A 12,375-nucleotide genomic window follows, 5' to 3' on the forward strand; every position below is an offset into this window, starting at 1 on the left:
TGTGGCGCAACGCAGCTTGATGGTTGTTGAATATGAATTCAGAGACCGTTCTACAAGCGCTCGATTGTAAAACTAAGCGGTAAAAAGACACATAGCTTACGTAATACCCACGGAAGGGCATAATAGGGTGTTAAATGGCTATGCCATAACAACACCGAACCTATAAAAATTTATTAAAAATTATGCTTAATCTAACAAAATTATTTTGTGCAGTATGCTGTCTACTCGGTATAAGTACTGCCGTCTTCGCAGCAGAACGTGATCTAATTCAAACGCTTTATCACGCCGATTTTACGCCAGACACCGACGACGAAGTACCTAGGTTTTCGCTGAACGGTGAGTTAGGTATTCTGTCAAATACTGGAAATACATCTGCAGCGAGTATTAAAGCGGGTATTAACGCCGATCATGAAACTGAAAGTTGGAGCAGTCTGTACTTTGCAGAAATGCTTTATCAAGAAAGTAACGCCGATGGCACTGGTCGCGAGGTATCGGCCAAACGCTTCTATGGCAGCGCTCAGTTCGATTATAAATTAAACCAGCCTGGTAGACGTTTATTCATGTACGGCGATTATGAAGATGACTCCTTTAGCGGGTATGACCATCGTGCTTCACTTGCAGCCGGTTGGTCACAGCGGGTGTGGCGAGACGAAGTCAGTGAGTTTCGTTACAGTGTTGGGCCGGGTTATGCCTTTGTCGAGCTTGAAGAGCCGTTAGATGAAGATATCAATGACGGTGTAATTGTAAGGGCATCTGCTGAATACAAATACCATTGGGCATCAGGTGCTAACCTTCGACAATTTGTTAGTACTGAAGCGGGTGATGAAAATACTAAATCTCGTTCTGAGACGTCTTTATCGGCCAATGTTTTCGGCTCTTTAGCCATGAAGCTGTCTTTTATTTTGAATCATGAAACCGACACTACCGAAGATGTAGATGGGTTAAGTACCGAGACGTCAGTTGCTTTGGTTTATCAATTCTTCTAATAAGTTCGCTTAAAGCTTATCAATAAGTGTAAATTTTACGTCTTATAGTCTAATTTCTATTCGACCCTCATTGACTCGCACTATTAGGTAGGTACTATTGGCGCAGATTTTTCAGGCTATGCTGGCTAGTGCTTACGCTAGGTATTCACAGCATGGCAAAGGATAAAACACTACTAGGATTGCTAATGAAAAAACAGCTTCTCGCTTCACTTTTGGCCTTGTCTTTCTCTTCTGTTACTTTTGCTCAAGACGACGTTAAACCTTTCACGATGGAAGGTGAACTCGGTATTATCGCAACAACAGGTAACACTGAAACGTCATCAATCAGTGCCGGTATTACTGCTCACCAAGAATTGCAGCAGTGGAGCAACGACTACATTCTTGAAGGTCTTTACAAGAAAGAAACGGTAGATAACGACGACGGTACCGAAGAAGAGTACACATCGGCACAAAAATTTTACGGTTCTGCGCAGGGTAACTACAAGTTAGAAAACCCGGATTACCGTTTGTTTGGTTTCGCATCATATGAAGATGACCGTTTAAGTAACTTCGACTATCAATCAACAGTTGCTGTAGGTTGGAACCAAAAAGTGCTGGAAAATAAACGTCACACTTTAGAGTACTCAATCGGTCCTGGTTACTCGTTTGCTGAAACGCAAGAAGGCGAAGAGCAGAACAGCATGATTGTTCGTGCTTCAAGTGCTTACTCTTGGAGAATTTCTGACACAGCTAAATTTACTCAAACAGTAAGTACGGAAGTGGGGTCTGACAACACAAAATCTCGTGCTGAGTCGGCGCTTACGGCTACCATTAGCGGTAACCTTTCTATGAAGGTGTCGTTCAAGTTAGACCATAACTCAAACGTATCTGACGACGTTGAAAAGCTTGATACTGAAACGGCAGTAACGCTAGTTTACAACTTCTTCTAAAATCGTATTAACGATTGTAGAAACAAAAAACGCTGCCATTGGCAGCGTTTTTTTATGTCTTCAACATTGATTAACGAATGACGGTAGCTCACTGCCGCCATTCATAGCATTAGTGAAGAATACGGGTCTTAATCGTACCGTCAATCTGCTGTAGCTGTGCAAGCGCGTCATAAGCTCTGTCTTGCTGAACATCTACCACTACATAACCAATTTCTGCGTTAGTTTGAAGGTACTGGGCTTCAATGTTGATGCCTTTCTCTGCAAACGCTTGGTTAATTTGAGTAAGAATACCCGGCTGGTTTTTGTGCACGTGAAGTAAACGAGAGCGGCTAATGTGCTCTGGCAATGATACTTCGGGGAAGTTAACTGCTGATAAGGTAGAACCATTATCACTGTACTTCGCCAATTTACCCGCCACTTCTATACCAATGTTTTCTTGCGCTTCTTGAGTGCTACCACCTACATGCGGCGTAAGAATAACGTTATCGAATTTACGTAGAGGCGATTGGAATTCTTCGTTATTCGATTTAGGCTCAACAGGGAATACATCAATAGCTGCGCCATTTAGCTGGCCGCTTTCAAGCGCATCGGCTAGAGCGTCAATATCTACAACCGTACCGCGAGAAGCATTAATAAAAATGCTGCCTTTCTTCATTTGCGCAAATTGCTCAGCTGCAAACATGTTTTGCGTTTGCTGAGTTTCAGGCACGTGAAGCGATACCACATCAGAGGTGTTTAATAGTTTCTCTAACGACTTAACTTGGGTTGAGTTACCTAATACCAACTTATCTTCAATATCGAAAAACTGCACGCGCATACCAAGGTGTTCAGCAAGAATGCTTAGTTGGGTACCTATATGCCCGTAACCAATAATACCCAGTGTTTTTCCACGGGCTTCATATGAACCATTTGCTGTTTTTTCCCACTCACCACGGTGCGCTTTAGCACTTTTGCTAGGCACTTGGCGAAGCAAAAGAATAAGCTGACCAAGCACAAGCTCTGCTACTGAACGAGTATTAGAAAATGGGGCATTAAATACCGGAATACCACGGCGCTGTGTTGCTTCTAAATTAACTTGGTTAGTACCAATACAGAAACAACCAATAGCCACCAATTTCTGAGCGGCGTCTACCACCTTCTCAGTAATTTGAGTGCGCGAACGAAGGCCAATAAAATGTGCATCTTTCACTTTCTCAACAAGCTCTTCTTCAGGAAGGGACGTTTTGAGATACTCAATATTGGTGTATCCATTATTCTTAAAGGTTTCTAGTGCACTTTGATGCACACCCTCTAACAACAATATCCGGATCTTATCCTTCTCTAGTGAAACTTTGCTCATGGATTTGCTATCTCTTAAAAAGTATTAGTATTTACAGAGCTCGAGGCTGGTGCAGGCGGGGTAGGTAAGACTGGAGCAAACCCTCCGCCGCATGGATGCGGCGGCGGAGCTCCCATGGATGGGTTCACAGCGTGTTTGCGGAAGTCTTACCTACCCCGACTAGTACTAGCCTCAAACTCTCGAAAGGCCATCTAGACGTCTAAACGGAAATCTAACAGAAATCAGTTTAACTTGAAAGCTATTATTTAAAGGTATCAACACCGGTTTCGGTGGCCGATAGTACGATGTCTGCGCCACGTAGGGCGAATATGCCGTTGGTGACCACACCAGGAATATTATTAATCGACTGTTCAAGCTCTCTTGGGTTTAAGATTTCAAGGTTATGTACGTCTAAAATAACGTTACCGTTATCGGTTACCACGCCTTGACGGTATTCAGGATCGCCGCCTAGTTTTACCAACTCGCGAGCCACAAACGATCGCGCCATTGGAATAACTTCAACAGGAAGAGGGAATTTGCCAAGCACGGGAACGCGCTTGCTATCGTCTACAATACACACGAATGTAGTTGATGCACCCGCCACAATTTTTTCCCGGGTAAGGGCTGCACCGCCGCCTTTAATCATGTGTTTGTGTTCGGTAACTTCATCAGCACCGTCGATATACACTGAAATATTGCTAACATCGTTTAGTGCGAATACTTCAATGCCTAGGGCTTCTAGCAACTTGGTAGAGGCATCAGAGCTTGATACTGCTCCTTCGATGTTGTTTTTAATTTTGCCGAGTTCTTCAATGAAAAAATTAACTGTGGAGCCAGTACCTACGCCAACAATACTGCCGTTTTCAACATATTCGATGGCTGCTTTAGCTACTGCTTGCTTCTTTGCATTCTGATCCATAGTGACTCTCCTAACTAAATTTTCATCAGTTTACCGGAAAACCGCTAGCTAACCCACCGTGATAGGGGAATTTACGGTGCGTTATGTACGATTAAAGCTCAATTGCTGTGTGGGGGTGACAATTGCGTTTACAGGAATATCCCAAGACTGAACCGGAAGTTTGTCTACTTGTTGGCAATCGTGGGCAATACCAATAAGTTTTGGCTCTATAGTTCGAGTTTGAATGCTGGCTAGCGTGCGGTCATAATAGCCTCCGCCCATGCCTAAGCGATTTCCATTGGCATCGAATCCCACCAACGGCATAAGTATTACCTGGTGCTGAAAGGTAGGGATAACATCAGGGCAGGCTAGTATTGGCTCTTCAATGTTGTATTTATTCACACGCATTGGCGTTTTATCTGTGTAACGAAGAAACAGCAGATGGCCCTTACAAACTGGATGCAATACGGGCAAAGAAGTATGACGTTCAGATGCTTGATTTAAGCCCCAGCATGCGTGCATAAAGGGGCGTAAGTCTACTTCTCCGTCGTTAGGCAGGTAACAGGCAACCGATGATGCATAGGTAATTTCGGGCAATGTTAAAAGGCTATCGCGTACTGCAAACGAGGCGTGCTGCTGCTGTGAATCAGATAATCCGTTGCGTAATGCTCTTAATGTCTTTCGTAGTGTCTTTCGAGATGTACTTTTTACCATACAGCGGGCTTCCAGTGGCTCCACGTTGTCTTACTTTCCTAAATAGCGATTAAGTACCCTAATAAGCTCTGCGTTTTCCACAGGCTTAGTGAGTAGGTCGTCTAAGCCATTTTTTAATAACAGGTCTCGTTGCGTGATAACATCTGCGGTTAAGGCAATAACAGGCAGTGTTGCACGCATGAGCTTAATTTGCCGAGTGGCTTCTGTTCCGTCAATACCCGGTAAGTTGATGTCCATCAGCACCAAATCTACAGGGTTCGATTTTACATGCTCTACGCCTTCTTCACCGCTACCTACAACCGATAATGGTAAACCAAATTTATCAAATATGGTTTTAATCACTATTTGATTAATATAATGATCTTCCACTACCAATACGTGAGAGTCAGCAGGAACATTTAGCTTTTGGGGCTGTAAAAGCGAGGGGGCGTGCTTAATGGTATCGGCGCTAACTTCTTCTGCCGGAATGGCTACGCTCACACGGGTGCCTTCGTTTAACTTACTGCTAAGCTTTATAACCCCCCCCATCAACTCTACTAGCTTCTTGGTAATATTTAAGCCTAAGCCTGTACCATCAAATTGATGCGCGTTCTCCATTCGCTCGAATGGTGCGAACAGCTTCTTTTGTTCCTCTTCACTAATGCCAATGCCTTCGTCTTTAATCGCCAGCAACAATTTCCCTTGCTTGTATTTTACCTGAATGGAAACGTGCTTGTTGGCATGAGTGTACTTAATGGCGTTCGATAATAAGTTTAAGGCTACTTGACCAAATTTAGTGTCGTCAAAATACAGAGAGTGGGGAACATTGTCATCAATCACAGAATTAAAAATAACATTCCCATCTTCAGCGCGAATTCGGGTTAGCGAGAATAAATGAGTGAAAAAGTCAGCTGTGCCTACCGGGCGCGGCATAACGCGCATTTTACCCGCTTCTATTTGCTTCATGTCTAACACAGAGTTCACTATTTCAAGTAAACGCTCACCGCTTTTGCTTATATGCCCGAGTGAGTCGGTAAAGTTAGCGGGAAGTGAATGTTGTCTCGCTTCTCCTTCAAGTAAATGACTGAACGTGTTTATCGCATTTAGCGGCGTTCTTATTTCGTGGCTAATGTAGGAAAGAAAGTCAGATTTAAACTGGCTGGTTCGCTCAAGCTCTCGGTTCTTGCGTTTTAATTCAAGATGCGCAACCACTGATTCACTCAGTGTTTTAAGTGCATGGCGTTGAAGACTGGTAAGGGTTTTTGGTTGATGGCCTATTGCGCATAGCGTGCCAATGGCATGCCCCGAGGGCGTAATTAAAGGCGCCCCTGCATAGAATCGAATATTCGGCTCGCCCGTTACAAGAGGATTGTCGTGAAAGCGAGGGTCTTCTTTTGCGTTGGGCACTTCAAATATTTCACGCTGTAAAATAGCATGAGAGCAAAAGGCGATATTGCGAGAAGTTTCTGTGGCTTCAATTCCCACGCGAGATTTGAACCACTGTCTGTTTGGGTCAACGAGGCTAATTAACGCAATGGGGGAATCGCAAATTTGCGAAGCAAGTTGAGTTAAATCGTCGAAGAGCTGCTCGGCGTCTGTATCAAGTACATCGTAGTTTAGTAGCTCTCTTAAACGCTGCTCTTCGTTTTCAGGAACTTTGGCAGGGATCATTCTTTCACATTACCTCAACTGAAATGTGAAAGTAGGAGGCCGACTACCGTAGAACGGCCTCCTTCCACATCTATAAAGCGTAGGTGTCTATGAACAATTGTTCCAATTTAGCGTGGTCTACTTTAGTAGCAACTTTAATGGTGTTCGCATCGTTCCACAGTGGGCTAGGGGTTGTCCCCTTAGGTGCCACTGCTGTTTGGCCACGATCTAGCTCGCCAGTACCAACACGCACATGACCTTCGGTGAGTTCAAATAACTCAGGGTGACGCAAGTGGGCAAGCGGGAATGCATCATGGAAGAAACAAACACGATCTTCACGATTGGCTGAATAGAAATCCATGTAGAACTGGGCAGTGTCTTTCACAAAACCACCAAGCTTCGCATTCTTTTCTTCTAATGTTTCAACAAAAGAAGGAGAAAACGGCGTGTCGTTAGTCACGTCTAAGCCGAACATAGTTAGGTCCCAATCTGCACCAAATACAATTTCGGCAGCGTAGGCATCGTTCCAAATGTTAGCTTCGGCAAGTGGTGTTACGTTACCACGTACAAATGCAGCACCACCCATAATGGTAACGCCTTTCACTAACTTAGGCAGTTCTGGCTCTAAACGTAGTGCTAGCGCTAAGTTACCTAAAGGGCCAATAGCCACAAGGGTAACTTCACCAGGGTATTTACGGGCCATATCCACAATAAACTGAGCAGAGCTACGAGGGTCTAACTCGGTTTTAGGGGCTTCAGGTTTAATGTGACCGAAACCATAGTCGCCATGTACAAAATGCGCGTAAGTTGATTCAGGGCCTACCCAAGGCATACCAACGCCTTTGGTGACCGGAATGTCTTTACCTGCCATTTCGCAAAGGGTAAGGGCATTTTGTGCCGCCATGGTTACCGGTACGTTACCGTAAACAGTGGTTAAACCAAGTACTTCGATATCTGGAGATTGAAACGCAAAAAATATTGCCATCGCATCATCGATGCCAGGATCCGTATCTAAAATTATCTTATGTGCCATTAATAATACTCTAGTGCGTTTTCTTATTTAGTGTGCTTTGCCAAAAAACGGTCAACTTCTTTCTGCGTAGGAATACTTTGCGCAGCGCCTTCACGTGTTACCGCAATAGCAGATGCTGCGCAGCCTCGAGTTAATGCGCGTTTGGCATCAGTGTGAGTACTGTAAGCAGACAAAAAGTAACCTATAAACGTATCGCCAGCGGCTGTGGTATCTACTGCATCAACAGAAAACGCTTCCACTTCAATGGTATCGTTTCCTCTTAACATCATCACACCCGCTTTACCGAGTGTAATAATAACTTCGCAATGAGACCATTGCTCTTTAAATACCGTAAGAATATCGTCTAATTCTTCTTTATCCGTTAATGCTGCTGCTTCCGTCTCGTTTACAATCAGTAAATCGATACAATCTAAAGGAAGGCCTTTAACCGACTCGCTCATAGGTGCAGGGTTAAACGCAACTTTAAGCTGACTTTCTTTTGCCAAGCGAAGTACGTCAGCAATACTGCTGGTTTCGTTTTGGGTTAAAACCCAATCGGAAGACGACGTATCTAACAACGCTTTGTTTACAGTATCGGCAGTAATGGTTTGGTTTGCGCCACCAAATAACACAATAGCATTTTCGCCACTGGGCGTTACTTGAATAATGGCATGACCTGAAGGGGTTTCAGAGCATCTAACGCCGCGACAATCTACGCCTTTTTTAATTAGCGTTTGTTTGAACGTTGCGTCATTTTCATGAATGCTGCCCACATGACGAACATCAGCACCCGCTTGCGCGAGGGCAATTGATTGGTTCGCACCTTTACCACCAAGCAGTTGTTGATAGTGAGTAGACGCAAGGGTTTCACCAGGTTGAACAAAGTGATCTACCTGATAAACATGATCGATATTTATAGAGCCAAAATTTATTATTGCCATTTCTTCTTCCGTCGAAAGAGGGCGTCTCCCGAAATGCCGCTGTTCATCGTTCGCCCGTGAACCGAAAGTTCAGGGCGGAAGCATCACTATGGCCGTAGGCTTCTCGATACGAGCCGAGCTTGCACAGTAGCCATGGTTTCAACTTCCTAGTTTAATAGCATCGGCCAGGGACAAGAGTGAACTGGCGAACATTCCAGGAAACATTGTTATTGTATAACGCAACAGGGTATATCAAACGCGGTGTGGGGTGAAGTAGATCACCAAAGCGCCAATGAATTATTTGCGTAGCTAATTTTACCATTACTGATGAGATTCGATAAATCTAATCTTGACCAGTTGGTCAGCAATTATACACGCTATTCACTTAAGCTCAAATTTGCTTCACTTAAGTGAGGTCGACCTTACTCATTTACCTTAATCTGCTGCAAAGGAAGTTCCTTATCCAATAACGACGATCATAGAGCAATTGATCCTAGGTTGCCAGTTAAAACCCATAAGACCAGTACTACTTGAATAACATCTGACCAAATCACCAATGGTGTGTTTTATAGCGCTATTTTGCTAATATTAAGTTTCAACGAAAAAGGAAACCTATTTGTGGAAAAACAGCTCGATTACGACAGCGTTAGCAACAAGTTATCGCAACACGGCATAGTAGTAGATGGTGCCGAAGTTCACGGTATTTTATGTGGCATGTTGTGTGGCGGTATGTCGCTAACCGATCAGAAGTGGCTTTCTGCATTAAGTGACACTATTCACCAAGGTGAAAACTTCAACGATGCGACCACTTATCTTTTAAACACATTGTTTAATCAAACGTGTCAGCAGTTACTTGAACCAGAGTTCGCCTTACAGTTAATGCTACCAGACGACCAAGCCCCTATAAATGATAGAGGCGAAGCGCTGATTAATTGGGTGCACGGCTTTATGTTAGGGTTTGGCTTACACCAGCAAGACCTAATGCAGTGCTCTGCCGATGTAAAAGAAGCATTAGAAGATTTTGCTGACATCGCTCGTATGGAAGAACCTATGGATGCTGATGAAGAGTCAGAACGCGCCTTATTTGAAGTGATGGAATATGTGAAGATTTCCGCTATTTTGTGCTTCAGCGAGTTAGGTCAGTCTTTACTTGATGATCAGCAAGATAAGCCATCTGTTCATTAAATAAATAATCTCAAGCTTGTCGGAACGCGTAAGCAATAAAACGTTGTTCTATAAGGCATGAGTGAAGTGACAAGCAATGGTAATGCTCAGAATAGCATGATCGTCATTAGATGCATGAGATTTAAAATATTGATGAAGAAAGGCGAATGAGATGATTAGTGCGCAAGAATTTATCGCTCGTCAAGATAGACTGTTAGCGCAATGTTTGCCTAATAGTGTCTGTGTTATCCCGGCAGCGGGTTTAGTGACCCGAAGCCGAGATACTGAATACCTGTTCAGACAAAACAGCGACTTTTGGTATTTAACCGGATTCGAAGAAGCCGACGCTTGGTTAATTTTATCGAATCATCCACGCTATGGTGAAAGCTATCGTGCCATGGTGTGTCTACCAAAAGATAAAGACGCTGAGATTTGGCAAGGCAGACGTTTAGGTGCAGAAGCGGCACTATCACGCTTCAGCCTAGATGAAGCGTTTGAACAGTCTGAGCTAGGCGATGCTTTGCTTGAGTCGCTTCAAGGCCAAGACCATCTTTATTTCGCCTTAGGTGAAAATGACGAAGCAGATGCACAGGTAAATAGCGCTCTTGCTACTTTGCGCAATGCACCTAAAGAAGCCTTAGCGCCTAAAACTATTACCGACGTTCGCCCCATTTTGCATGAAATGCGGGTGTTTAAGTCGGCCTGTGAAGTAGCCATGATGAAAGCCGCGGCTGAAATTACCGCCAGTGCGCACAAGCGGGCTATGCAATATGCCAAACCGGGCTGCTTTGAATATCAACTTGAAGCTGAGTTACATCACGAATTTGCTATGGCGGGTGCTCGCGCTCCGGCTTACAGCACGATTGTGGGTAGCGGTGAAAATGCCTGTATTTTGCACTACACCGAAAATTCATCGCAAACCCAAGACGGCGATTTAGTGCTAATAGACGCAGGCGCTGAATTTCAGGGTTATGCCGCTGACATTACCCGTACTTTCCCCGTAAATGGTAAATTTTCTAAGCCCCAGCGCGAAATATATGAGTTGGTGTTAAAAGCACAAGAAAGCGTATTGGCCATGCTTGGCCCAGGTATTACCTTAACCGACGCTATGACGCACAGCGCCGAAGTCATCACCGAAGGTTTGGTTGGCCTTGGCGTGTTAAAAGGTTCTGTAGCTGAAAATCTTGACGATAAAGCCTGGCAGCAATTTTACATGCACGGGTTAGGGCACTTTTTAGGCTTAGATGTGCACGATGTAGGAAATTATAAAATTAATGGTCAGGACCGCTTATTAAAACCTGGCATGGTACTTACCGTAGAGCCCGGTATTTATATTGCTACCGACAGCGATGTGCCAGAACAATATAAAGGCATTGGCGTGCGTATTGAAGATGATGTTGTCGTTACCGCAACAGGTGTAGATATTCTAACCGCGGATGTACCTAAAACCGTGAAAGACATCGAAGCCCTTATGCAGCCAGCGAATAAAGAAAGTACGAAAGAAGGTTCAATAACGTGAGCCAACAAGATGTCGTCATTGTAGGTGGTGGAATAGTTGGCTGCGTATTGGCTAAAGGCTTATCTGAACAAGCCGGCCTTTCGGTGACTTTGGTCGATGCCGCCAGTCCCTCGAATGCAGCTAGCTCCTCCAATGCAAGCCGCTCCTCCAAGCAAAGCAACACCTTTAACCCGTTAACCGATACTCGGGTAATCGCTCTTGCTAGGCGAACGGTAAATGAATTAAATACCATGGGCGTTGGGTTAGCCGAATTAGCAAAACAAAACCAAGGTAAAATTGAGCATATTGAAGTAAGCGATAAAGGCGGTATTGGCCTAACGAATTTATCATGCAGTGAGTTTGGTATTAATACCTTTGGGCAAGTGGTGTCGCTAAGTGCGCTTACCCATAATGTGATGTCGCAAAGCAAGCAGTATCAGCACATTGCGCCAGCCACCGTCACTCACTTAACTCGCGAAACTGATACTACTGCAGTCACCCTTAATAACGGCAGCACTATTACTGCAAAGCTGTTGGTGATTGCCGATGGCGGCCGCTCTTCACTTGCTCAGCAAGTAGGGCTTACCCGCCACACTGACGATTACCAGCAAGTGGCTATTATCTTCAATGCCCACACTAGCGAGCCGCATCACAACAAAGCCTACGAGCGTTTTACCGAAAATGGCCCCGTCGCGTTTTTGCCTTTCGACAGTGAAATAAGTGGGCATGTGGCGAAAGGGAAAGGGTTTTCCGTAGTGTGGACGGTTGCTCGCGAGCACGCGGAATCACTTATTCAACTTAGCCAAGAAGCCTTTATTCATCGGTTACAGCAAGAGTTTGGTTACCGGCAGGGGCATATAATGGCCATCAGTGAATTGGCTAGCTACCCACTAGAATTAAGTTACACCGATGCACTTACCAGTCATCGAGCGGTAGTGGTAGGTAATGCTGCCCAAGCATTGCACCCTATTGCGGGGCAAGGGTTTAACCTTGGTCTTCGCGATATTATTACTTTGGTAAACACGCTTAAAGGCGTGACCGATCCGGGGGAATTTAACGTACTCAACGAATACGCGGTTAAGCGCAGTAAAGACAGAGCCACCACTATTACGTTAACCGATACATTAGTACGTACGTTTTCAAATAGTCACTTTCCGTTGGTGGCAGCAAGAAACATGGCACTAACTGCATTAAATGTGATGCCAAGTGCGAAGCGCGCGTTTGTGCAACAAGCCACTGGATATGGGCGCAGCGTTTAATAGACAGCTTTAATATATGCGCTTTAGTGATAATTCAAAGTGATGTTC

General features: G+C 44.5%; 11 protein-coding genes and 1 other RNA gene. 5 read left to right on the forward strand and 7 right to left on the reverse strand.

The window, feature by feature from the left end; genetic code table 11:
• The first annotated feature begins 182 nt into the window (after window positions 1-182).
• A complete protein-coding gene (locus tag JKP82_RS13500) occupies window positions 183-986 on the forward strand; it encodes a DUF481 domain-containing protein (RefSeq protein WP_159532676.1) in 804 nt (267 codons plus the stop codon).
• 185 nt (window positions 987-1,171) lie between these two features.
• Window positions 1,172-1,915 (forward strand): DUF481 domain-containing protein, encoded by a 744-nt coding sequence (locus JKP82_RS13505; RefSeq protein ID WP_159532674.1) that lies wholly within the window; start codon window positions 1,172-1,174, stop codon window positions 1,913-1,915.
• 109 nt (window positions 1,916-2,024) lie between these two features.
• Here JKP82_RS13505 and serA read toward each other — a convergent pair whose 3' ends face one another.
• From serA to ssrS, 7 genes are all read right to left on the reverse strand, one after another.
• A complete protein-coding gene (gene serA / locus JKP82_RS13510; RefSeq protein ID WP_159532672.1) occupies window positions 2,025-3,254 on the reverse strand; it encodes a phosphoglycerate dehydrogenase in 1,230 nt (409 codons plus the stop codon).
• 241 nt (window positions 3,255-3,495) lie between these two features.
• A complete protein-coding gene (gene rpiA, locus JKP82_RS13515; protein ID WP_013782974.1) occupies window positions 3,496-4,152 on the reverse strand; it encodes a ribose-5-phosphate isomerase RpiA in 657 nt (218 codons plus the stop codon).
• An 81-nt stretch (window positions 4,153-4,233) separates the two neighbouring features.
• Complete coding sequence (locus JKP82_RS13520; RefSeq protein ID WP_220099953.1) at window positions 4,234-4,845, reverse strand: 5-formyltetrahydrofolate cyclo-ligase; 612 nt, start codon at window positions 4,843-4,845, stop codon at window positions 4,234-4,236.
• A gap of 30 nt (window positions 4,846-4,875) precedes the next feature.
• Entirely contained in the window at window positions 4,876-6,495 is a 1,620-nt protein-coding gene (locus JKP82_RS13525) for a hybrid sensor histidine kinase/response regulator (RefSeq protein ID WP_218397406.1), read from the reverse strand.
• A gap of 70 nt (window positions 6,496-6,565) precedes the next feature.
• Window positions 6,566-7,507: a nucleoside hydrolase gene (locus JKP82_RS13530; RefSeq protein ID WP_218397407.1), complete on the reverse strand. Its 942-nt coding sequence runs from the start codon at window positions 7,505-7,507 to the stop codon at window positions 6,566-6,568.
• 23 nt (window positions 7,508-7,530) lie between these two features.
• A complete protein-coding gene (locus JKP82_RS13535) occupies window positions 7,531-8,427 on the reverse strand; it encodes a ribokinase (protein WP_159532664.1) in 897 nt (298 codons plus the stop codon).
• A 21-nt stretch (window positions 8,428-8,448) separates the two neighbouring features.
• Window positions 8,449-8,630, reverse strand: a non-coding RNA gene (gene ssrS, locus JKP82_RS13540) — 6S RNA.
• Between the two features lie 394 nt (window positions 8,631-9,024).
• Here ssrS and JKP82_RS13545 point away from each other — a divergent pair.
• From JKP82_RS13545 to JKP82_RS13555, 3 genes are all read left to right on the forward strand, one after another.
• Window positions 9,025-9,591 (forward strand): UPF0149 family protein, encoded by a 567-nt coding sequence (locus JKP82_RS13545; RefSeq protein WP_159532662.1) that lies wholly within the window; start codon window positions 9,025-9,027, stop codon window positions 9,589-9,591.
• 151 nt (window positions 9,592-9,742) lie between these two features.
• A complete protein-coding gene (gene pepP, locus JKP82_RS13550) occupies window positions 9,743-11,089 on the forward strand; it encodes a Xaa-Pro aminopeptidase (protein WP_159532660.1) in 1,347 nt (448 codons plus the stop codon).
• Complete coding sequence (locus tag JKP82_RS13555) at window positions 11,086-12,327, forward strand: FAD-dependent oxidoreductase (RefSeq protein WP_218397408.1); 1,242 nt, start codon at window positions 11,086-11,088, stop codon at window positions 12,325-12,327. Before pepP ends, JKP82_RS13555 begins: the two co-directional genes overlap by 4 nt.
• Window positions 12,328-12,375: the final 48 nt, after the last annotated feature.

The organism is Alteromonas lipotrueae (genome assembly GCF_019249215.1).
GTDB lineage: Bacteria > Pseudomonadota > Gammaproteobacteria > Enterobacterales > Alteromonadaceae > Alteromonas > Alteromonas lipotrueae.

Bases quoted from the DNA above. Each gene is read 5' to 3' on its own strand.
- JKP82_RS13500 (WP_159532676.1), top strand. From the start codon at position 183: ATGCTTAATCTAACAAAATTATTTTGTGCAGTATGCTGTCTACTCGGT.
- JKP82_RS13505 (WP_159532674.1), top strand. From the start codon at position 1,172: ATGAAAAAACAGCTTCTCGCTTCACTTTTGGCCTTGTCTTTCTCTTCT.
- serA (WP_159532672.1), bottom strand. From the start codon at position 3,254: ATGAGCAAAGTTTCACTAGAGAAGGATAAGATCCGGATATTGTTGTTA.
- rpiA (WP_013782974.1), bottom strand. From the start codon at position 4,152: ATGGATCAGAATGCAAAGAAGCAAGCAGTAGCTAAAGCAGCCATCGAA.
- JKP82_RS13520 (WP_220099953.1), bottom strand. From the start codon at position 4,845: ATGGTAAAAAGTACATCTCGAAAGACACTACGAAAGACATTAAGAGCA.
- JKP82_RS13525 (WP_218397406.1), bottom strand. From the start codon at position 6,495: ATGATCCCTGCCAAAGTTCCTGAAAACGAAGAGCAGCGTTTAAGAGAG.
- JKP82_RS13530 (WP_218397407.1), bottom strand. From the start codon at position 7,507: ATGGCACATAAGATAATTTTAGATACGGATCCTGGCATCGATGATGCG.
- JKP82_RS13535 (WP_159532664.1), bottom strand. From the start codon at position 8,427: ATGGCAATAATAAATTTTGGCTCTATAAATATCGATCATGTTTATCAG.
- pepP (WP_159532660.1), top strand. From the start codon at position 9,743: ATGATTAGTGCGCAAGAATTTATCGCTCGTCAAGATAGACTGTTAGCG.